The organism is Enterobacter sp. HSTU-ASh6 (assembly GCF_026319105.1).
GTDB classification, from domain to species: domain Bacteria; phylum Pseudomonadota; class Gammaproteobacteria; order Enterobacterales; family Enterobacteriaceae; genus Enterobacter; species Enterobacter sichuanensis.
Genome location: NZ_WSPD01000001.1, coordinates 101516 through 123301, shown reverse-complemented (window position 1 = coordinate 123301; position 21786 = coordinate 101516). Strand labels below are relative to the sequence as shown.

The 21786-nt window shown below is 52.8% G+C and carries 18 protein-coding genes; 1 reads left to right on the top strand and 17 read right to left on the bottom strand.

Annotated features, from left to right (window positions below):
* Position 1 precedes the first annotated feature (1 nt).
* From GM298_RS00615 to GM298_RS00540, 16 genes are all read right to left on the bottom strand, one after another.
* On the bottom strand, positions 2-268 hold the full coding sequence (locus GM298_RS00615) for a PAAR domain-containing protein (RefSeq protein ID WP_095440520.1): 267 nt from the start codon (positions 266-268) through the stop codon (positions 2-4).
* A gap of 108 nt (positions 269-376) precedes the next feature.
* Positions 377-718, bottom strand: a complete 342-nt coding sequence (locus tag GM298_RS00610; protein ID WP_266153275.1) for a hypothetical protein — start codon at positions 716-718, stop codon at positions 377-379.
* Positions 719-1153: 435 nt separating this feature from the next.
* Complete coding sequence (locus tag GM298_RS00605) at positions 1154-1639, bottom strand: hypothetical protein (RefSeq protein WP_266153274.1); 486 nt, start codon at positions 1637-1639, stop codon at positions 1154-1156.
* A gap of 24 nt (positions 1640-1663) precedes the next feature.
* Entirely contained in the window at positions 1664-2494 is an 831-nt protein-coding gene (locus GM298_RS00600) for a formylglycine-generating enzyme family protein (RefSeq protein ID WP_416347183.1), read from the bottom strand.
* A 59-nt stretch (positions 2495-2553) separates the two neighbouring features.
* A complete protein-coding gene (locus GM298_RS00595) occupies positions 2554-4809 on the bottom strand; it encodes a hypothetical protein (protein WP_266153271.1) in 2256 nt (751 codons plus the stop codon).
* A 16-nt stretch (positions 4810-4825) separates the two neighbouring features.
* A complete protein-coding gene (locus GM298_RS00590; RefSeq protein WP_266153270.1) occupies positions 4826-7342 on the bottom strand; it encodes a type VI secretion system Vgr family protein in 2517 nt (838 codons plus the stop codon).
* A gap of 268 nt (positions 7343-7610) precedes the next feature.
* Complete coding sequence (locus GM298_RS00585) at positions 7611-8078, bottom strand: putative T6SS immunity periplasmic lipoprotein (RefSeq protein WP_231584234.1); 468 nt, start codon at positions 8076-8078, stop codon at positions 7611-7613.
* Positions 8072-8626 carry a type IV secretion protein Rhs gene (locus GM298_RS00580; protein ID WP_266153269.1) on the bottom strand — a complete coding sequence of 185 codons (555 nt, stop codon included), beginning with the start codon at positions 8624-8626 and terminating at the stop codon, positions 8072-8074. The genes GM298_RS00585 and GM298_RS00580 overlap by 7 nt, the downstream gene beginning before the upstream one ends.
* Positions 8619-11252 (bottom strand): type VI secretion system ATPase TssH, encoded by a 2634-nt coding sequence (tssH, locus tag GM298_RS00575; RefSeq protein WP_266153268.1) that lies wholly within the window; start codon positions 11250-11252, stop codon positions 8619-8621. Before tssH ends, GM298_RS00580 begins: the two co-directional genes overlap by 8 nt.
* Positions 11253-11412: 160 nt before the next feature.
* Positions 11413-11904, bottom strand: a complete 492-nt coding sequence (hcp, locus tag GM298_RS00570; protein WP_023325816.1) for a type VI secretion system effector Hcp — start codon at positions 11902-11904, stop codon at positions 11413-11415.
* A gap of 5 nt (positions 11905-11909) precedes the next feature.
* Entirely contained in the window at positions 11910-13625 is a 1716-nt protein-coding gene (locus GM298_RS00565) for an OmpA family protein (protein WP_266153267.1), read from the bottom strand.
* Positions 13626-13628: 3 nt separating this feature from the next.
* Positions 13629-14282, bottom strand: coding sequence for a type VI secretion system protein TssL, short form (gene tssL, locus GM298_RS00560; protein WP_266153266.1), 654 nt, complete (start codon positions 14280-14282; stop codon positions 13629-13631).
* A complete protein-coding gene (tssK, locus tag GM298_RS00555; protein WP_266153265.1) occupies positions 14279-15616 on the bottom strand; it encodes a type VI secretion system baseplate subunit TssK in 1338 nt (445 codons plus the stop codon). The genes tssL and tssK overlap by 4 nt, the downstream gene beginning before the upstream one ends.
* A 10-nt stretch (positions 15617-15626) precedes the next feature.
* Positions 15627-17177, bottom strand: coding sequence for a type VI secretion system contractile sheath large subunit (gene tssC, locus GM298_RS00550; RefSeq protein WP_095449087.1), 1551 nt, complete (start codon positions 17175-17177; stop codon positions 15627-15629).
* A 36-nt stretch (positions 17178-17213) separates the two neighbouring features.
* Positions 17214-17711, bottom strand: a complete 498-nt coding sequence (gene tssB, locus GM298_RS00545; RefSeq protein WP_045285074.1) for a type VI secretion system contractile sheath small subunit — start codon at positions 17709-17711, stop codon at positions 17214-17216.
* A gap of 545 nt (positions 17712-18256) precedes the next feature.
* Positions 18257-19873, bottom strand: coding sequence for a peptide ABC transporter substrate-binding protein (locus GM298_RS00540; RefSeq protein WP_266153264.1), 1617 nt, complete (start codon positions 19871-19873; stop codon positions 18257-18259).
* 185 nt (positions 19874-20058) lie between these two features.
* On the opposite strand from GM298_RS00540, the gene mpaA reads away from it, so the two are divergent.
* Positions 20059-20772, top strand: a complete 714-nt coding sequence (gene mpaA / locus GM298_RS00535) for a murein tripeptide amidase MpaA (protein ID WP_025756632.1) — start codon at positions 20059-20061, stop codon at positions 20770-20772.
* Here mpaA and ycjG read toward each other — a convergent pair.
* Complete coding sequence (ycjG, locus tag GM298_RS00530; RefSeq protein WP_128340099.1) at positions 20763-21728, bottom strand: L-Ala-D/L-Glu epimerase; 966 nt, start codon at positions 21726-21728, stop codon at positions 20763-20765. The two genes, mpaA and ycjG, sit on opposite strands and share 10 nt — an antisense overlap.
* Between the last annotated feature and the right edge of the window lie 58 nt (positions 21729-21786).

The window sequence follows — 21786 nt, the reverse complement described above, 5'->3', positions numbered from 1 at the left end:
ATTATCCTATTACACAATCCGGTGCGCTGGATATCAGCTGACAACCACATTCACAGCGGCAACCATCCACAGCAATCGCTTTACCGTCTGAGGACCATTCAGGCGAACCTTCAATAATTGAGTTGATGCCATGACCAATTATTGGGCAGCTAACTTTATCCCCAATCAGTGCAACCTTTTTACCATTAACTATCATGGTGGATGAAGCAGATATAACCTGACCACCATGGGTAGTTTTATCACCGAGTAATACGAAGCCTTTGGACATAACAATTTTCCTTTTGCTATAAATAAATAATCGATTGACTGGCTGTACGTTTTCAATAATCGTCCAGAAAACCAGATTCGGATCTTTCTCTGGCGATATTTTCACAAATTACTGAGATTCAATAATTCTTATTTCCTGCACAACGGCATCAACGCCACTTCTTGCCGAACCACAGTTCTTTTCATCCGGGGAATTATTTAAATCCTTGCAAATCATAAAATCACCCAACACTTTTACGGCACTGCCTTTCTTCGGACTAGATAATTTCGGTTCTACAAAAGGATATGAAGCATCACCATGCGATACCGTAACAGCACGATTCATTTCACCTTTAACATCGAAGGAGGTGATGTTAAAATCACCAGAGAGATTTATTTTTATTAAATCGCCTTTATCAGTAGTTACTGAATAAAAGTACTCATCACCGGCAGGATATTGTACAACTTCCAACCCTGCATCGTATTTGTTAAAAAGTAGTTTGTAGTTCTAACTGCCATTGTCAATATTATTCTCCGATACAGCATTCGTAGTAAAAACATACCAAGCAGGCTTTGATCGCCCCTCAATTAACATTGCTATTTTACGTTCATCTTCAAAACATAAACTTGTTTTACTTTATATTTAACACCACTTAAATACGGCAACAAAATTTTATTCACAATTCCACTTCGTGCATTAATTGATAATATCGCAGAGACCCCATACCCATCCCTATCTTCGATAGATGCACTGGTATATAAAGTATCTCCCTTATCAGAAAGGGAAGCAAAATCGCCAAGTGATTTAAGTGAATATTTAATGCTTTGGGGAAGTGAACACCTTTTAACTCATTTTTATCCACGACCTTTGATAAAAGAGAGAAATGCTTTTCAAAAAGGGCAATGGTTATATTGTTTTTATCGTTAATAAAACTCGCCGAGGTTTTTCTGATGCATCGAGTTTTGCACCGGAAAAATTAACCTTGGACACGGAATTATTCATACTGTAAGAGAAAATATTTACCCCGTCGGTAAAGACACAATGACCATCATTTGAAGAAACAATAACATTGTTTATGGGAGCAACACTGGAGTACACATCTCTCGATGGAAATAGCATCTTCTTAACACCAGACTTAACATTTGCACCCCATAAATAACTACTTGCCCCACCCACCCCGCCACAGATAATCCCGGTAGTAGCATTGAAGTCCATGCCGCCTGACAAATTGTATCCAATTAGCATTCGTTCTTTAACATCTGAACCGTTCCACAAGTACAGATTGAAGTTCTTAATGTCTTCAACTAGATAATGCTGACTACTCGCAAGAGCACTTAATGAAGATAGCAACGAACAAAAAACAAGAATAATTTTAGAAATAGTTAAGCGCATAGATAAATCCTTACTAATTTTAAGCTAATTGTTAACTACGCAGCGAAACACACCAACGTTATAATTATATACATCTTCTTCTGGTTTCGGATTAGGTGGTGAAGATTGTCTGAAAATCGTTAACGCATATTGGTCATCCCCACCTACAGCTCCGCGCTGAACTTTCCTCTCACCTTTAGTTGGTCCCTGTGGATCTTTAACCGGAGAATGCGAATAATAATCTGATGCATACCAGTCATTCGTCCATTCTTTTCCACTTAAACCCATATCATAAAGGCCTAACGGATTGGGGGGGTATTTACCAATTGGGTATATAGGAAGATAGAACCCGCCTGTATATTGCTGCAATTCATCATATGTTGGATGATTCCTACCCCGTTCTATTTTTCCATTATCAGTTGCAAAGGGTAAGTACTTCCCTTCTGAGCGCGCGGCATACTCCCATTGAGCTTCTGTCGGTAAATCGAATTTTTTTCCTGACAGCTCCCCTAGCCATAGGCAATAATCCTTTGCTCGCTGCCAAGTAACACTTGCAGAATAATTGTCACTCAGAAGCAACGGAGAGCCTTTAGCAAGAATATCAACAGGGGGGGGAGGGGTACCTGTCACATCCAGATATGTTTTATAGTCAGCATTTGTGACCTTATATTTCGAGATCATAAAACTGCTAAGAACAACCTTATGAAGTACTTTATCATCTTGTTGAATACTAATAGGTAATTTTTCCCCGATCAGCGGACCAAAGTCTCCCATTAGAAAATCACCACCTTTAACACTCACCATACTTGCAATTGATTTATCAACAAGTTTATTAGCTAATTCTACATTCTTTGATGAGCTATCACAGGCAACCATTGTAAAAATAAGTAAGAACAATATTTTTTTTGCATTTCTATTTTTCATTACAGCCTGCCTTATGCCATTTGTGTATTAGAGTTGTGATTGTCATTTATCAAGGCGATATATTGTTTCATTTCGTCGTGAGGAATTGGTTTAAAGGGCTCATCAGGATCAACTGTGTCAGGAAGTCTTTCATAAAGTGTATGTAAGTTTCGTTCATATTGGGTGGAGAAATCCCCCATAAATTCAAACTCAGTCGTCCCTAAGAAGTGAAACAATGCCTTTTCATTAACTTCTGCACTACCCTTTCCTTCTGCCGGTATAGCTGTCATATGTTGCATCACATTATTATAATCCGCTTTACTCTGCACCCATTTGAAGCAATACATTATTGCTGTTTTCCTTAACTGCATCACCCCCCATTTTCTTGTATCTTTTTTTTGATTTCTGTGGTCTATCATATCCAATGCATTTACATCCATTAACTGCGATATTATAGATCCTTTTGTTTCTGGTGGTGTATATTTCAACTGGTCTGGATTAGCAATAATGCTATTCATTAGAGCCACGCGTTTATCTTCGTTATCAAGAGCCTGGGTGAATTGTCTTAAAATCCCACGAATGTCACTATTCAGATGATTAAACATATCAGCACCAACTTGAATCTTCTCCGCAGCTAATATTATTGGTATAGCGCACAGTGACTGAAATGAGCCTGGTTGCATCATGTCCTCAAGCTTCTGGTAGTCAACATTTCTGAGCATATACATAAAACTTTTCATAAATGCCGCAAATGAATTACCGTCAACTTCAAAGCCTAAAGACCCTTTGGCACCAACACCCCAGCAAAGTGCTGCCTTACAATAAATTCTGAAGCGGCTGTTAATATATGTCACGTAGAAAACGGCAGATCCACCAGCCCCGGCCTGAGCAGTTACTCCAAGAGACAGTTTGGCAATTGCTGTGAATTTTTTCTCTTTGGCAACAATTTGCTTATTACTATCGTGAGCAATTTGCTTGTCGTCATCAGGATGCGGATCAAACCATTCAATAGCCCCGCTGACATTGCCGCCTGCCTGAACGCCCGCAAAAGCGCCTATTTCTCCCCCAGCCTGAACATCTGGCTGGGGAAGGGTCAGATTAATCTGCCTCTGGCCAGGAGGTGGCGGAGGCGTCAGTCGCGCCGGGCTTCCCTTAATTCCGTAGCCCTTACCCATTTCGCCACTAAAATCAGCTTCCACACCCAGCTCAATCCCCAGGCTTGCTCCGGCATTGCCGGACAAAACCGCATTGATCGTGTAACGAATAGCCCCCATATTACAGACATTCCCCACAGCATCCGCAGAGGCTCTGGCAGGAAACAACAACGCTATACCAAGTCGATCGGGAATAAATAGTTCAGCGGACGCCTTTGCCTCTCCCAGGGCAAAACTTGCATGGCCTTCCATCTTCGCGGAAGCTTTCTTTTCTAGAGGGTTAAATTCTGCAGACAGCCCGGCTCCCTGGCTGTAGCGCATCAGTTGAGCCTGTGCACTGATGTCGACGTACTGATGATAAGTTGATTCATCATCAGGCTTGTCATTTTCTTTGGGCCAGGTGAGCCCTTTATTCATTTTTTTCGCCCAGTCAGTCAGAACAACGTTACTGTCTTCTAACAGTTCATCTTCAAACTTAAGACTGACCGAGGCTTCTTTTAATTGTTTCTTAAGCTCTTCGGTATCTATTTTCCCTGACCTGACTGTTTTTTTGGTTTCATTACCGTCCGCATCAATACCTGTGACTTCTTTATTTTCATATTTAATGAAGCTGGCTTCACCACTTTTCTTATCCACTTCACTGAGTTTGTACTTCCGCCAGTGGCTGCGAATTTTATCGGAGCGGACATAGGTACTTTTAAATCCGGCAGTCTTCTGAAGGGGAATCAACTCCATAAGGCCGATAGCCGACTCTTTAGAATTTTCATCTAGCAGTTCACCCTCAGGAACATTTGCGGTCAACGCTTTCAGCTCAGCCTTTAATTTTTCATTTGCCTCATTGAGTTGTTGATAGGCACCCTGAAGTTTACTGTCATAAGCACGTTGTGGTTTTTTACCTGCCTGAGTCAGCATCTCATAATTGAGTTCATCCAGAGCAGTCTGCGCTTTTTTCTGCTCTTCCAGCAGCGCGGTCATTTTCAGCTGTTCCTGTATGAGTAAGCGGTTATCTCTGGCGTCTACGCAGAGTAATGTTGCGCTACCAGGGTGAAAATAAACCTGGGGCCCGTGCTCTCCGTTGACGACAGTGTTTTTACTCACGTTATCCAGACTACTTTGCTGTGTACCTTTAGTCATTTTCTAAGTCCCTGAATTAGCCACCGAGCAGTTCAATACTGATTTTGCTTTTTGCCGCACCGAATATTTCAGCCGTTTTACCTTCACTGTCAGTGCGCCCTTCATAAACAGCACCATCGGCAGTGGTGATCCGGTATCGCGTGTTTGCCAGTTTGTCCCCAGACTCTTTATCTTGTGCAACAAAACGCTCACTATACCCTTGTGGAAGTTCAGGTTTAGGGGCGTCATAGTCCGCGCTTCCCATTTTCTGGACATTGGCACACTTCAGTAAAATATTGCCCGGTGCACCGAGTTCCATATTCCCACCAGCGAGTTTCATAAATGCACCGTCACAGTTAACGACCAGTTCTGTTGCACCCATGATTACCACTTTGCCTTCTAAACTGGTCACCGTGACGTCTTTCTTCGCAATAGCCTCCATCGCATCATCCTGTGCCTGGATTTCCACCTTTCCCTTAGCCGCAAACAGCTTCATCCCGGCCTTTCGGGCCAGCATGCTCACAGCTTCACCCGCCGCCACCGTAAAACGCTTCAGCGCGCTGATATCAGTATTCTGTTGGGACATAATTCCTACGCTGGCAGTACCGGAAGCTACCCGCACCGCCTGCGGGCTGGTGATGCTCACACCATCCGGGGCATTCAACATGATCCCTGGTTTAACCAGTTCTTTGAGAGCTGCGTTGAGTGTATGCTGACTTGCAGTATCTGCTGGTAGAGCTTCAGCCCCTTCAGCAGCAGATGACAAACTTTTTGCTATCGTCAGAGCATTTTCAAGCTGGGCAATAGCCTCTTTCATAGAGAGCATCTTGTCCCCAGCCAGTGCTTGTTTATCGGCTGTGATAAACACCCCGGCCCCTCCCCGAATGGAAACATGTCGGTCAGTACGAAGTTCAGCGCCTTCGCCGCGAAGTTTCCTGGAAGCGTCAACATTGTGCCCTAAATTAAGCTGCGTCTTGCCCCCGTACTCCGTGCTGAGCTTGATATGCTCCTCACCACGCTTGTCCTCCATCCGCAGCTTGTTCAGGCCGGCTGTGCGGATAACATTGCGCGTGCTGTTGGCTTCAGTGACGTGGTCAACGTGGCGGGAGTCGTGCAGAGCGTGGGCGATATACGGTCGGTCCGGGTCCCCTTCGTGGAACGCAATGGCAACTTCAGTGCCCTGTATCAGCGGGAAGTGGAAGCCGTATTTATCACCGCCATAGGGTTTGGCGAAGCGCACCGGCATACTTTCCATGCCCTGACGCTTGTCGTCGCGGTCGGCATCAAATTTCACCCGGTACATGCCCGATGCATCCTGCCAGGCGTAGATGTCGTTGTCCCTGGCGCTGGTGACGCGGGCCATCAGCGTCCCACTCACCACCGGGCGTTTTTTCGCCTCCGGGCGCCAGCAGCGGTTCTCGTAATACGGCATGGCCACCCAGTCCACCTTCAGCGCGTTCCTGCGGCTGGCGGTGTAGCCTGCGCTGATAATCACGACTCCGTTTTCCGTTTCCCGGGGCAGCGTCGGGGGTATGGCTGTTTCGCTGATGGTCAGCACCTGCGCCGGGCCGAGGGTGTGGTCGGTGCTGCTGCCGGTTATGGTGGTCTGGTTCGACAGAAAACGCTCATGCTCCAGACGCGCCCAGAAATTGCCGGTTTCCACCGCCGGGTTTATCTTGTCGCCACGCTCAAGGTGGCGCGGACGGTAATGGTACACATCGCCGTAGGTGTTTCCCTCGCCGTCACCGCGGGTCATGTCCGCCGACACCGAGGTCAGGATGTTCTGCGCTTCACGGTGGTTATAGTCGCTGGCCGTCACCGAGCGCGCCACCACGTTATGCCGGACATTCACCCCCCACACCGAATCAGCGCCGTTGTCATTCGCCCCTGACGGGCTGTTCAGCGGCAGTTTTTTACCGAACGTCCAGGCACTCTGCTTGTCCGCAAAATGCACCACTTCTGTCAGGGTGTCGGGCTGCAGGGTAAAGAAGTAAAAAATCCCCACCTCGGCCAGCAGGCGTTCAATAAAACCAAGGTCGTTTTCCTGGTACTGGTTAATCTGCTCGCGTTTCGGATAGTCGGCCCTGAGGGTGAACTCATACTCCCAGCCCCTGAGACCATGCTCCTGAAGGACTTCTGCCACCACTTCCGGGACCGATTTGTTGACGAAAAAGCGGTGGGTGCGGAACTGGTTACCCAGCAGCGCCAGAAACGGTTCAATAATAATCTGATAGGTAGCCTGGTCACGTGAGCCACTGATGCGCTTAAAATGCGTGACCACGCCATGGACAACCTTCTGTCCTGTCAGCGCCATCAGTGGCCCCGTCCCCATGGTTAGCGTGGCCGGTTTATTCAACAACTGCGTGGCATCAATGTTCAAATCGCTACTCGTGAAGCGAACGTTGTAGTAATACAACTCACTCAAAAATTCTTTACCGCTGAACTCTTCCACATCCAGTGATGAGGTACATGAAGGAATATCCAGGCGATAGCGATTCAACCCCGCATCCGTAACGGCGGATAATGTTTTATTCAGCGTATCTGTCAGACTCATGATGATTGGCTCCTGAAACACCCTGTTATCCATAACTCTTTATATGCCTACAGGCAAAGCACAGTTTTAATCAGGGGGAGTACTCAGTGAGTACGGAAATAATGATTACAAATCAAGCCCTGATAAAATTTACGAGAGCTTTAATCTGTAATACAGTTATTTTAACATTGCTCATCAAATATTTCGCATCGATACCGATGGGAATTAACCAGTTTAAAAAAATATTAACGTGTTTTATAAAATTACAAGTGAGTGGCATTCACCCTTACTATTCGGAAACCTGAATCGAACCATAAGGCCTTGCAATTTCACGATCCGTTAAGGGAAAATTATAAACTTTCCCATGTCCCACCCCGACACCGACAACAAATTTCCGTGGCGCATCATCATATTTTTTTGATATTAATAAATATTCAACAACAAACTGTCCCTCATCAGGGAAGTGATAAAAAGAAGGAGGGATACATAATTTTCCATCAGCGATGGTCAGGCCAGGGGAAAAATTAAAATCTTTTTCCTTCGAGGGTGTCCCACGTGGGTTTATTCCTATATCAGCGGGCTGATAGTCCTGGGCATCGGCAATGCTAAAACAGACGTTTTCCCCCTGTTTGCTAACAGAGGTTGTTTCATTGGGGATAAACCTGTCACCCGGTCCTGGGCATCCCGTTAATATCAACAGGCACATGCCAGAAAGTACAACAGGAAAAAATAGACTAAAACCAGGTACTTTTACCATGGGAACCCTCGTAATACAATTTTGTATCGTTTACGTATTACTGACTCAGTCGTATCGCCATCAAGCGTGATTGTTGGGTTTTTACCTCCCCACAATCGATGCCACACCTTATATCCCTGTGTTTGTAGCGTAAAATCATCCGCAATAATCTGCGCCTGTTGTTCCATGGGATATTCACTTAACAGGCGACCATCAAGGGTATAACGATAGCTGACCAACCAGCTTACCAGGCCCCTGCCAATGACATTCATTCCTTTCGTCCGTTGCCAGACATGGCTCATTTCATGAATAAACAGATGCTGCATATCATCGGTCGACTGCGAAAAGTCATCATGGTACTGGTTCCGAAAATAGAGCTCACCGTTCGGTGTCATCGCCGTATTTTCATTTTGCAGGTTAAAAGGAAGATAACTGGCTTTATGGATCCAGACTTTTGGATACTCGATAGTAGACGCAAATACCGACTGTGCCAGTTTTATTTCCCCCGTCGTCAGCAATCTGAGACCGTCTTCCTTTAAATTCTCCTTATCCTTTTTTTTCTCAGTCATGAGTAAACTCCATCACAATGCCCTCTCCCTCATCCCATCCGAGCATCAAAGAGTGTGGTTTTTGCTTCGCCGCCATATGGATTAACAACTGCTGGCTCAGTACCGGCAGGATCTGCTGGTTCAGCAGGCTGTCGACGTTGCGCGCACCGGTATCCGGCAGCAGGCAGGCCGCCGTCAGCGCGTCATACAGGCTCTCATCAACCTGCGTGGTCAGCCCGTAGTGTCGGTGCAGGCGCCGGCTCACCTGCCCGAGCTTCATTTCCACGATGGTGCGCATGGCGGCCTCGCTGAGCGGCCGGTAAATCACCGTCTGGAAGCGGGCCAGCAGCGCGGGCTGGAAGTGGTCGCGCAGCAGCGGGCGCAGCCGTTTATGCAGGTCGGATTCAGTCGCCTCCGGCTGTTCGTCCAGCAGTTGCATGATGTGGTCGCTGCCGAGGTTCGAGGTCATCAGGATAACGGTGTTGCGGAAGTCGATTTCCCGGCCTTCACCGTCGCGCATAAAGCCGCGATCAAAGACCTGGTAGAACAGGTTCATCACGTCCCGGTGCGCCTTCTCCACTTCGTCGAGCAGGACTACGCTGTACGGGCGTTTGCGCACCGCTTCGGTGAGGATGCCGCCCTGGCCGTAACCGACATACCCCGGCGGCGAGCCCTTCAGCTGGGATACGGTGTGCGGCTCCTGGTATTCGGAGAGGTTAATGGTAATCAGCGATTTTTCACCGCCGTACAGCACATCTGCCAGCGCCAGCGCGGTTTCGGTCTTGCCGGTGCCGCTCGGCCCGGTCAGCAGGAACACGCCCTGCGGACCGTTCTCCGGCGCCAGGCCCGTTTTACTGGCGCGCAGGCGCTGTGCGATGGCGTTCAGCGCCGCGTCCTGACCCACCACACGCCTGCCCAGGCTCGCTTCGAGACTCAGCAGTCCCGTCTGCTCATCCTTCATCAGCGAAGAAAGCGGCACACCGGTCCAGTCAGCAATCACCGTGGCAACGGTGCGGACGTCCACATCCAGGCCCAGCAGCGGGGTGTGCTGCTGAACAGCCGTGAGCTGCTTCTGCAAATCCGTCGTTTCTGCCTGGCGGGAGATATCTTTGCGGCAGGTAAGAAGCGCTTCCGTCAGATTCAGCTCCTGGCCGTACTGAGTTTCCAGCTGGTCAAGCTGCAGGATAATACGGACTTCGTCCTGTTCGATGGCGGCAAGGCGTTCGCCGTGGTTGCTTTTGCCCAGGGCGGTATCTTCCAGCAGCGCCCGCTTCTCCATATCCAGGGCAGTGAGCTGCGCCTTCAGGCGGGTCAGTGGCTCCGGCACCGTATCAAGACTCATGCGGATGCGGGCGGAGGCGGTGTCCAACAGGTCCACCGCCTTATCCGGCAGCTGGCGGCCGGTCAGGTAGCGGCGGGAGAGCGTGACGGCGGCGCGCACCGCATCGTCACTAATGTGCACCCCATGGTGCTCAGCGTAGCGGGATTTCAGGCCCCTGAGCATCAGACACGCCGTGTCGTCGTCCGGCTCGTCCACTTTGACCATCTGGAAGCGGCGCTCCAGCGCGGCGTCGCGCTCGAAGTACTGCTTGTACTCGCTCCAGGTGGTGGCGGCGATGGTGCGCAGTTCCCCGCGGGCCAGCGCCGGTTTCAGCAGGTTGGCCGCATCGGCCCCTCCCGCCTGGTTACCCGCGCCAATGATGGTGTGGGCCTCGTCAATAAACAGCAGCACCGGCAGCGGGGACTGCTGTACCGCCTCAATAATGTTCTTCAGCCGCTGTTCGAACTCCCCCTTCACGCCCGCCCCCGCCTGCAACAGGCCGAGGTCGAGGGTACGCACGGAGACGGGTTTCAGCGCGTCCGGGACGTTGCCTTCCGCAATGCGCAGCGCCAGCCCTTCCACAAGTGCCGTCTTGCCGACTCCCGGCTCGCCGACCAGAATCGGGTTGTTCTTGCGGCGGCGCGACAGGATATCAACCATCTGACGGATTTCATTGTCACGACCAAACACCGGGTCGATTTTACCCTCGCGGGCGCGGGCGGTGACATCGAGGGTGAATTTATCCAGGGCGTTCTGCAGCGCCGGATTCAGCCCGCCCTCTTCCGGTTCTGCACCGGCAGGACGGCCGACAAACTCCACGTCCCCGACACTGGCCAGTTCCGCCTCCTGCTGCACGTCCGGGCGTTCGTCGGACTGCGCGTCCAGTAACAGACGCAGGCGCTCCAGCTGACTCCGGCCCAGCGTCAGCAGCGGCCACAGACCGTCGCAGCGGACCAGACTCTGTTTTTCAACCAGCGCCATCAGCAGGTGAACACTGCGGATCTGCTCTTCACCACTGAGCGAGGCAATCATCCAGGCGTCCTGCATCAGCGTCCGGATGTTCCCGGAGAGTTGAGGTCGGTGGCGTACCGAGCGAGGTTGTTTGTCCAGCCAGCCAAGCAAATCCTGCCACAGGCTGTCCATATCCCACTCGTAACGACGGGCCAGCACCGTCAGGTCACCCTCGCCCTGCTCCAGCAGTTTCAGCAGCCAGTGTTCAGGCAGGATTTCCGCGTGGGCGCGGGTCTGGCACAGAGAAGCGGCGCCTTCCATCGCGCGGGCACAGTAAGGGTTCAGACGACGTAACAGGATGGCTGGATTTTCCATGAGATTCTCTCTTTGTCGGTTCCTGGACACGCTACCGCCCCTCGCTGTTCACCAAAGCGCATAAGGTCAGGCAGGCAGAATGTGTTTTTCTTTGCTGAGCGGCTGCGTCTCAGGCGCTCAGCAAAAAACTGCGGACAGGAAAGCCCTGCCCGCATCAGGATTACGCGGTGGCGCGTTCGTTCCAGGAGTCGGAATGAATGATGTTGCCGTCCTTGTAGGTCCAGGTGATTTTTTCGTAGCGCAGCTCCACGCGCTCAAGATGGTTGTGTTTCTCTTTGGAAGGATCCTTGATGTCGTACATTTCAGGATTCACTTTCACCACTTTCACGTTCTCAAGTTTGGTGTTGAAGTACTCCACTTCCTGACCCGCGTCGTTGATTTTGTACCACTTGAATTCAGCAGACTTAAGGGTCTGACCGGTGGTCACTGCCTTGTACAGATACGGGCTGGAGGAGTCGATTTCCTTGGTGAACAGGAATGGCGTGTGGATACGCGTGCCGGTCAGCTTGCCGGTGTTGTTATCGGTCGGGATGTACAGGTTGTGCTCCTGTGCCACCACCTCGATACTGCCTTCGCGGTCCTGAACGTCCACAGACCCTTTAATGTCCGCGCCGCCGTCGTCTTTCAGCCAAAGATAAACAGGAATTGCCATGTTAATTACTCCGTTTTATTTTCTGGGACGCCATCATCCTGCGATGGCACCGGGTTTTTGCCGGGTATCTGACAGGCACTGGCCTGCGGTACCAGACTGATTTCGACACGGCGGTTAAGGGCACGCCCTTGTGCCGTGTCGTTAGAGGCGACAGGACGGCTTTCGCCATAGCCCTGCACCGCAAAACAGCTTTCCGGCACGTCGCCGGTATCACGCATCCAGTTGCGCACGGACTCCGCACGCTTCAGCGACAGCGCCTGGTTGGCCTGTTCATCGCCGGTACTGTCGGTATGCCCCGCCACCACAATCAGCCAGCCTGGCTTCGCTTTGATGCCCACCAGGGAGTTCACCAGCAGCTTCGTCGAGCCAGGTTTAAGGTCGTATCTGCCGGTATCGAACAGCGACATGCTGTCGAGGCGTACAGTCTCCGGTCCCTGGACAATCTTTTTGATAACCGGGGGCGGTGGCGCCCAGTCATTGATGGCAGCCTCTAAAGGAGGCACCAGACGCAGCCCCTGATACAACCCGAGGCGGTAACGCAGGGGTTCACCCCGACGCAGCCAGTCGTCCAGCAATGCGCCGTCGGCCCGCAGCCGCTGCTGTGCCCGCAGTTTCGGCGCCACCGGTGTACCGGTGAGGTGGTGGTACAGGGCAAGATGGTCGCCGACATTACGGATCAGGCGCTGGTTGTTCATCCAGGACGCCAGCATGGCCAGCGCGAGGAAAATCCCGCCCAGTAATCCGACGTAACGCCAGAACACCATCCGGCGGCTGACGCCCCGACGGCGCGGCAGCCCCGACAACAGGTGTTCAGGCAACGGCAAAGGCTCACCACACTCAGCCGCATCCGGCGGCAGGGCGGTAACGGAGGCGATGTGCTGTTGCCAGAGATTGCCGGCAACACTGTTCACCGGCACCATACACAGCCCCTGTACACAGAGTTTCAGGACCGGTAGTTCCCCCTGACGCACCGACAGCAAACTGGTGACAGCGCGGTCCAGCCAGACGAGCCCACTGTCAAACCACAACCCCAGGCTCAGGCGGGAAAGTCGCTCACCCGCAGCCGTTTCACGGATCCAGTCTGCCAGCGACAGATTACCCAGCCCTGGCTGATATACCTGAACACCGGCCCGTTGCCTTCCCGTGATAAACCAGACGGGCTCTGCGCCTGCGCAGGCTGCTAGCGGTGATATCCAGGTCACACTCCACAGAGGGGGGATCGTGCCGAATGCCGCACGGCACTGTACGACAGCACGCTGCCAGCTCCGCAGGGACTGGGTAAAATCATCACAAGAGGTGTGATGCTCAGGTACCACCGCCAGCATGACGGAGATTTGCGAAACCAGCGCCGGGCGCACCAGACTCAGGTGCTGCGCAAACAAGGGCAACTGCTCAGCATTCTTCACGCGCAAATACCATCCCTGACGGGTCTCACGGTACGGAGTACCCTCAGCGAAAAGCGCGCGGTTATCGCCGCACGTCAGAATGACTGCGCCCTGAAAATCTTCCGGGGGCAGACTCTCGTCCGCAATATCCCTGCACGCCTGCGCCTGCATCCGGGATGTACGGTGATGACGCCACAGCATTCCCCCGCACACCAGAATGACCAGCAGGCTGAGCGCCACGCGACTCCCGGCCGACAGAGGCCAGAAACCGAGGACAAGCCACAGCGCCAGTACGCCCGCCAACGCGGTTAACAGACTCCGGTAAACATCACGCATGGCTTACCCCGGCCTGATCGTCTGGCTCACCAGTTCGGTGAGAGAGGAAGAGAGGACGAACCACAGTGCTGCCAGCGCCGCTGCACCGATAATCCAGGACAACCAGTACAGCTGGCGGCCGCTGCGCAGGTGGGGTGCCCTGACGACAACCGGCGCATCCTGCGAAAGCGCAAAGGCAGGCACCCGCTCGCCCAGCGCACGTACCACGTCTTCACGGCGCTCATCATCCTGCGCCCGGTACTGGCCAACAAACCCCAGCTGCAGGGTGCGGTACATGCAGGTCAGCACCGCCGTGTCCGGTGCAGGCTCTTTCAGCAGGTTGCGGATACGTTCCCACAGCTCCTCACCCGCATTCAGGGTACCGAAGAAACGGGCCTGAAGTGGGTCCCGGCGCCAGGTCAGGTAACCCTCATCGGTCGTTCCCCTGTTCAACACGCTTTCATCAAGCAGGGCGCACAGGGCATACACCATATGGTCGCGGCTGAGATCACTGAAACCGGCGTCCGTCAGTGCACTGCGGGCCTCCTGAACCAGACTGCAGGCCCGGCGATAGAGTCCCTCCCCGTCCCGGACTTCCTGTCCACCCCGTAACTGGCTGGCCATCAGCCAGCCCGGGTAGAAAATACGTTCTGTCTGACTGAGACTGGATGTATTCATGTGCGCAGCACCGCAAAGAGTTCAAGTTTCACATCCCCCAGCGAGCGCGGGGTGTAGAAGGTACAGCTTTCCGCTTCTAGCATCGCCCTCGCCGCATCGGTACTCAGGTCCAGAGAGAAGTACTGGTTTTCAAGGCGCAGAGGGATCGCCGCCGGAACATGGCTGAGTGGTTTGATAACCATGCCGCTCAGCGCCACGTTCACCACATCCGAGACATCCTCAAAACTGCCGGCTTTACACAGCTGCGGGAATTTCGTCTGCAGTTCGTGGTTCGGCATGGAAGCGCGTACGGAGAGGTAGAAGTCGGCCCCTTCGCGCAGGCGGGCATCATGCAGCGGGCCTTTCCAGATCTGATCGACATGCTCCAGTTGAATACTGATAACCCGGGAGGGAAGACTGGCTTCCAGCAGTTTATCCAGCAGCGTCAGTAATGGCGGGAATACACGTTCAGGCGCATCATGCCGGTAAACGGGAATGTCCCCGGCATCGTGCTCAAGTGAAAACGTCAGCAGGCTGCCCGCAAGACGGGTCAGCTCGCGGTAGATCAACTCAGGGTGACGTCCCGGGGTCTGCAGCAGTTCGGTCAGCACAGGCTCGGCGCTGTTCAGGGCATTGAGCAGCCAGAACAGGGAAACATCGGCCACAGCAAAATCTGCAAGACGCTCGTTGCTTTCACGCCGCATCGCCATCAGACGCTTGCGTCGTGCCTGCAGGCGAACCAGCAAATCGCCCAGTTCGGTCACAAGCACCGGGTTTGCCGCAACCGAGAGCATCGGCGGGATAAAGGACGGATCACGGCTCCACTGCCCCTGCACATTAGGCACCAGACGGGCCACCGGACAGGTCAGGTAAGCACTGTTTTCCTGCGTGGACAGGCGCAGCGTGATGGCATGACGCAGCACGGCCACTTCACCACTTTCATGCCCGGCAAGCTCCTGCACCACCACACGCTCGGCTTTCCAGCGGCGCGGGCGTTCGCTGTCCTGCCCGTTATCCAGATTTCCGCCATTCGCGCTCAGCAGCGGCAGTGCCGCCACGACATCAACGGCTTCACTGCCGTTTGCAGCGGATAAATCACAGACCGGAGGAAGGTTATCTGCCAGCTCGGTATCAACAATCGTGCCGTCCTGAAAACGGACCACCAGACGGGTGGCATTCAGGCGCGAGAGTGCGAGCGCCGCATCATCAAATTCTGCCGCAACCACACCCCAGGGGTGGGAAATCCCCATCCCGGCAACGGTGTCGGCAATATAGGCGTTCCAGCGGGCCTGCTGCTGGAACTGTTGCGGGGCCAGAACGGCCCCATCCTCCCAGAGTGGGCGGTAAATTTTCATCCCTGCCGCCTTATGCTTTAGCCTTCGGCATCCGGGAAACCAGCGACAGGTTGACATCCATCCCTTCCACCTGGAAGTGCGGCACGGCGTACAACTTCACGCGGAAGAAGCCCGGGTTGTCTTCGATGTCTTCCACCACCACTTTCGCGTCACGCAGCGGGTGAGAGGCCTGCAGCTCGTCTCCTGGATCGGTCATTTCCGTCACCAGAGTGCGCACCCAGGTGTTGAGCTCCAGCTCCAGCAGGCGACGGTCTTTGGTGGTCCCGATGTTTTCGCGCTGGATAAGCTTCAGGTAGTGGGCGATACGCGACAGCAGGAAGATGTACGGCAGGCGCGCGTTGATACGGCTGTTGGCGGTCGCATCAGCGGTGTCGTACAGCGCGGGCTTCTGGGTCGAGTTCGCCGAGAAGAAGCACGCGTAGTCACGGTTCTTGTAGTACGACAGCGGGATAAAGCCGAGATTCGCGAACTCAAACTCGCGGGTTTCCGGGATCATCACCTCAGACGGGATTTTCACCTGATTGCCGGTGCCGAGATCGTACAGGTGGATCGGCAGATCCTGAACCGCACCACCCGCCTGCGGGCCACGAATTTGCACGCACCAGCCGTTGTTAATGAAGCTCTTCACCATGTTGGCCGCAAAGGCGAACGAGGCGTTGGTCCACAGGTATTTGTCGTGGTCCGGGCCTTTGACCTGCTCAACGTAGTTGAAGCTGCGTACCGGGACGGTGTCAGGTCCGTACGGCAGGCGACCCAGCACGCGCGGCATCACCAGGCCGAGATAGCGGGAGTCATCCGTCTCGCGGAAGCTTTTCCATTTGATGTACTCGGCGCGGTCAAAGTAGTTGCCGATGTCTTTGATGGCCGCCACTTCTTCCATTGAGGACTTCATAAAGAACGCCGGACCCGCGGAGCCAATAAACGGCATGTGGGCAGCCGCAGACACTTTTGAAATATTACGCATCAGCGCCACGTCCTGCGCAGACGCATCAAACTCATACGCGGAAATCACCGCAGCAATCGGTTCGCCGCCGGGCGTGTCGTACTCCATCGTGTACGTCTGACGGTACAGGCCACTCTGGATAATTTCCGGCGAGTCCTCGAAATCCTGACGCAGTTCGTTTTTGGAAAGATCCAGAATCTCGATTTTAACGTTCTGACGAAAATCAGTCTTATCCACCAGCGACTTCAGTCCGCGCCATACGGATTCAACTTTCTGGAACTCATCGCTGTGCATCACTTCATCAAGCTGGCGGCTAATCTGGAAATCCAGTTCCGCGATGTGGTGATCCAGTAATGTCTTATCGAGTTTCTCGACTTTCTGGCCAGACTTCTGCAGGCACTGCATAAAGACCTGGACGGCTGCCGTAACGCGCGCATCAGCGGACGTTTCCGCCATTACGGTATTGTCTTCAAAACCATTCAGGTCACCAATTTCAGCAACCGGTGTTAAATTAATTTTGTTGAACAGGGACGCATAAACGCCATTCTGCGGCAGCGTCTTTTCAATTGTCGCGCCGCCTGTCTGACTCTGGGATTCATTATTGACTGACATAAGCATTTTACTCGTTATTATTCCGTTAACAGGTTCCGGTAGTTAATCCTGGGCCGGGGCAAGCGCGTTCAGTTCGCGGCGCAGTTCATCAGTGAGCGCCGGGTCCTTTAAAATAGTTTCCAGTTCTTTCCTGAAAGTGACGTTATCCAGAAGATTGGATTTCAAATCCCGCAGTAAATTACGCATGGCGAGCATTGCACGAAGTTGTGGAATTTGGCGTGCCACCGCTTCTGGCTCAAAATCTTTCATATTCTGAAAAGCCAGCTTCACGTTTTCTTCAGAGCCATCGTTCGCCAGGGTATTTTTAACGGCGATATTCACTTCGGGATGAAGATCAGCGAGAACGCTGTTGAAGTTATTTTTATTGATGTTGATTTTTTCGCGTTCTGAAAGGGTCCCTTCCGCCCTGCCATTGCTGTAATCGCCGACACTCAGCAGCTTCAGCGGCAGCTCAACTTTCTTCCGGGCACCACCCGTGACCAAATCCAGTTTTATATTTACGCGTGCGCGGGGTATCTCGTTCTGAAATGATTCAGACATGGTTATTTATCTCCTGAATAAATTAATCCCTTGCCGGGTTGAATATCGCCACATAAATGCAGGGGCGTTTTATTTTAACCAGTAACTTTCGTTGAGACAAAACGGCTAATATAAAAATTAATTTCAGTACAACTTACTGTACATTTAAACCTGAATTAACTACCGCGTCCGGACGGACATGATCACCAAACCGGCAGACCACTCGGTCAACCTGCAATAAAATGGCTACAAATTAAGACTTATCCCGGATGATATTACAGGATAGTGCTTAATACTGAAAAGCCCTGGAAATGTCCAACAGTGGACTTATGAATAAAACTCGGGATAACCAGAGAGACTATTTAATATATCTGGTATATCAGATTTAAGACAATCATCCACTGGATGCATGGAATGTATATTCAGGAAACGCCATTCAGCGCAATATCAGAAAAGTGATACTTCTGCTGTGGCGGGAATGGTCAGAAGGAGAAACTGGCGCGACAAACCGCGCCAGTTCAGGGTTTAGTGATGGTAATCTGCCGTTAGCCAGAGGTCAGTACACATCAGTGCTTCTCAATATACATCGTCCGGCTGTACGCCACGTCTTCCGGGTTATTAATCGGATATCCTTTCACCCACGGCTTGATAAGACGACCATTGGTGTACTGGTAGATGGGTGCGATAGGCGCCTTCTCCATGAGGATTTTCTCCGCCATGTTGTAGTCGGTATTACGCGCTTTCGCCGTGGTTTCCAGCGTTGCCTGCTGGATCGTCTTATCGTAAGCCGGATCGTTGAAACGCGAGATATTGCCGCTGTGGGTTGAGGTCAACAGAGACAAGAAGGTAGAGGGCTCATTGTAATCCCCCACCCATGACGCGCGGATCACATCAAAATTGCCGGTATTGCGGCTGTCGATATAGGTTTTCCACTCCTGGTTTTGCAGTTTGACATCCACGCCAAGGTTTTTCTTCCACATGGACGCCACCGCGATGGCGATTTTCTGATGGTTTTCCGAGGTGTTGTACAGCAAGTTCAGCTTCAGTGGGCGCTGAGGACCGTAACCTGCGGCCTGCAGCAAGGTTTTCGCCTGCGCATTCAGCTCCTGCTGCGACATTTGCTCAAACGGTGAAGGCTCAGGCGTGAAGCCCGCCGTCACGTCAGGGGTGAAATGCCAGGCCGGCTTCTCGCCGGTCCCCAATACCTTTTCCGCCATCAGGCGGCGATCGATAGTCATACTCAGCGCAAGACGGACCCGGGCATCGGCCGTCGGGCCCTTTTGCGTGTTAAACGCATAGTAATAAGTTCCGAGCTGCGGTGGCGTATAAACTTGTCCCGGAATGTCCTTCAGGAGCTTCTGATACATGTTTTTCGGGAACGACTCGGTAATATCGATATCCCCGGCCAGATAGCGTTTCGTGGCAGCGGATTCCTGATTAATCGGAATGAACGTGACTTTTTGCAGGACAGTTTTGGCGTTGTCCCAGTAGTGGGTATTCGGCACGACAACCAGTTTTTCATTCACCACGCGATCGTTCAGGACGTATGCGCCATTCCCGACCAGCGCGCCCGGGCGCGTCCACTCTTTACCACTTTCAACGTTCGCTTTTTGCACCGGGTAGAAGGCAAAGTTTGCTGTCAGGTTGCTAAACCACGGCAGCGCTTTATCCAGCTGAACGCGTAACGTTCGGGCATCCACCGCCGTCACGCCCAGGGTATCAGGCGCCGCTTTGCCGTCAATTATCGCCTGTGCGTTGCTGATCCCCGCCAGGGCCGCAAACCAGGCAAACGGAGAAGTTGTTTTTGGATCGACCAGACGCTGCCAGCTGTAGACAAAATCCTGTGCGGTGACAGGCGAACCGTCAGACCATTTCGCATTATCGCGCAAGGTGAACGTCCAGATACGGTTATCGTTGCTCTGCCAGCGCGTCGCCACGCCCGGGGTTAGTTCCCCTTTCTCGTTCTGATTCACCAGCCCTTCGAACAGATCGCGAATCACCTGAATCTCTGGCAACCCAACCGCTTTTGCCGGATCGAGCGAAGCCGGTTCGTCTTTAATGTGTCTGACCAGCTCCTGTTTTTGCGCCAGTACCGTGCCCTGTGGCACATCAGCAGCGTACGAGAGTGTAGAAAGTCCGCACAGGCACAGTGCGGTGAAAAGACGCGAAACAGGATGCTTCATAAGATCCCCTTTAATAAAGGCAGGTAACAAGCAGATGCGTAATTATTTGTTTCGACAATAAGAAATGCAAATACCTTCGTCAGGAATAGTGATTTAAGGCAATTCTCAACCGTTGCGGAAACTATTTGATTAACCGCGGGTTTTGCACAACACTGCCAGTAGAGACTTCTTTATCAGGATTTCGTATGGCAACCACCCGACCACGAGCGGAACGCGGCGCCTTTCCGCCGGGCGCAGAGCAATATGGCCGCTCATTCTTAGGCGCATCGCTGATCTGGTTCCCGGCCCCCAATGCCGATCGCGACAGCGGATTGATCATTGCCGGCACGCACGGGGATGAGAACTCATCCATCGTCACGCTCTCATGTGCACTGCGAACGCTGACCCCTTCTTTACGACGTCATCACGTGATCCTTGCCGTGAACCCCGATGGCTGCCAGCTTGGATTGCGGGCGAATGCGAGGGGCGTCGACCTGAACCGTAATTTCCCGGCGGCAAACTGGCGCGCCGGGGAAACCGTTTATCGCTGGAACAGTACCGCCGAGGAGCGTGATGTGGTGTTACTGACGGGGGACAAACCGGGCTCGGAGCCAGAAACGCAAGCGTTGTGCCAGCTTATCCATAAGATCCAACCCGCCTGGGTTGTCTCCTTTCACGATCCGCTGGCCTGTATTGAAGATCCGCGCCACTCCAGCCTGGGCGAGTGGCTGGCACAGGCGTTCGCCCTGCCACTCGTCTCCAGCGTGGGCTATGAAACACCCGGTTCATTCGGTAGCTGGTGCGCTGATTTGAGCTTGCCCTGCATCACCGCAGAATTCCCGGCGATCTCCTCCGACGAAGCCAGCGAAAAATACCTGAAAGCCATGATGCAACTGCTGTGCTGGCAGCCTCAGAGATGAAGCACGCCGCTGGTAAAATGGAGCGCTGGTGAGACGTCAACAGCGAGCCATGTCGGGCCATCCAGATCGGCAAAACGCACCTGCGTGGCCAGCGGCAGCGCCGCGCTAATCGCCCGGGAGGTGCAGAGCATACAGCCAAGCATCAATCCGAAGCCCTGCGCCCGGGCTTCTGCCGCCAGTGCCAGCGCTTCTGTCAGCCCACCAGTCTTGTCGAGCTTAATGTTGACCATGTCGTAGCGGCCTTCAAGTTCGCGCAAATTCTCACGGGTATGGCAGCTTTCATCCGCACAAACTGGCAGCGGATGAATAAAATTCTTCAGTGCGGCATCATCCTTCGCCGGCAGTGGTTGCTCCAGCATGGCCACGCCCAGGTCAGCCAACAGCTGGCATCGTGCGGCAAGCCCTTCGGGATGCCATGACTCGTTGGCATCAACAATCAGCGTGGCTGCGGGAACCGCCGAACGAATGGCGACCATTCGCTCGCTAATCAGACGATCGTCGAGCTTCACTTTTAACAGCGTGGCCCCGGCGTCAAAAAGGGCTTTTGCGCTGGCTGCCATCTGTTCCGGCTCACCAATCACCACCGTTTGCGCGGTAATGACGGATGTCGGCAATGCTACACCCAGCAAAGACGGCAGCGATTTTTGCCGCGTTGCGGCTTCGAGGTTCCATAGCGCACAATCAATGGCGTTGCGCGCCGCACCGGCGGGTAAACGCGTCTGTAATGCTTCACGCGTGAGCCCTTTTTGCAGATCAGGGACCAGGGTCATGATCTGTGCCATCACGGATGCCAGACTTTCCCCATAGCGTGGGTAAGGCGTACATTCCCCGACACCTTTAACCCCCTCTTCTTCAATTTCAACCACCACCACGCTGGCTTCGCTTCTACTGCCGCGTGAAATTACAAACGGGGTATGCAATGGCCAGGCTTCTTCATAGACCTTAACGCTTCTCATCACTGACTCCTTGCGGCCCGTAAAGGCGAAAAAATTGGTTTGCCGTGTTATCCGCTGA

Bases quoted from the DNA above. Each gene is read 5' to 3' on its own strand.
- GM298_RS00615 (WP_095440520.1), bottom strand. From the start codon at position 268: ATGTCCAAAGGCTTCGTATTACTCGGTGATAAAACTACCCATGGTGGT.
- GM298_RS00605 (WP_266153274.1), bottom strand. From the start codon at position 1,639: ATGCGCTTAACTATTTCTAAAATTATTCTTGTTTTTTGTTCGTTGCTA.
- GM298_RS00600 (WP_416347183.1), bottom strand. From the start codon at position 2,494: ATGGTTGCCTGTGATAGCTCATCAAAGAATGTAGAATTAGCTAATAAA.
- GM298_RS00595 (WP_266153271.1), bottom strand. From the start codon at position 4,809: ATGACTAAAGGTACACAGCAAAGTAGTCTGGATAACGTGAGTAAAAAC.
- GM298_RS00590 (WP_266153270.1), bottom strand. From the start codon at position 7,342: ATGAGTCTGACAGATACGCTGAATAAAACATTATCCGCCGTTACGGAT.
- GM298_RS00585 (WP_231584234.1), bottom strand. From the start codon at position 8,078: ATGGTAAAAGTACCTGGTTTTAGTCTATTTTTTCCTGTTGTACTTTCT.
- GM298_RS00580 (WP_266153269.1), bottom strand. From the start codon at position 8,626: ATGACTGAGAAAAAAAAGGATAAGGAGAATTTAAAGGAAGACGGTCTC.
- tssH (WP_266153268.1), bottom strand. From the start codon at position 11,252: ATGGAAAATCCAGCCATCCTGTTACGTCGTCTGAACCCTTACTGTGCC.
- hcp (WP_023325816.1), bottom strand. From the start codon at position 11,904: ATGGCAATTCCTGTTTATCTTTGGCTGAAAGACGACGGCGGCGCGGAC.
- GM298_RS00565 (WP_266153267.1), bottom strand. From the start codon at position 13,625: ATGCGTGATGTTTACCGGAGTCTGTTAACCGCGTTGGCGGGCGTACTG.
- tssL (WP_266153266.1), bottom strand. From the start codon at position 14,282: ATGAATACATCCAGTCTCAGTCAGACAGAACGTATTTTCTACCCGGGC.
- tssK (WP_266153265.1), bottom strand. From the start codon at position 15,616: ATGAAAATTTACCGCCCACTCTGGGAGGATGGGGCCGTTCTGGCCCCG.
- tssC (WP_095449087.1), bottom strand. From the start codon at position 17,177: ATGCTTATGTCAGTCAATAATGAATCCCAGAGTCAGACAGGCGGCGCG.
- tssB (WP_045285074.1), bottom strand. From the start codon at position 17,711: ATGTCTGAATCATTTCAGAACGAGATACCCCGCGCACGCGTAAATATA.
- GM298_RS00540 (WP_266153264.1), bottom strand. From the start codon at position 19,873: ATGAAGCATCCTGTTTCGCGTCTTTTCACCGCACTGTGCCTGTGCGGA.
- mpaA (WP_025756632.1), top strand. From the start codon at position 20,059: ATGGCAACCACCCGACCACGAGCGGAACGCGGCGCCTTTCCGCCGGGC.
- ycjG (WP_128340099.1), bottom strand. From the start codon at position 21,728: ATGAGAAGCGTTAAGGTCTATGAAGAAGCCTGGCCATTGCATACCCCG.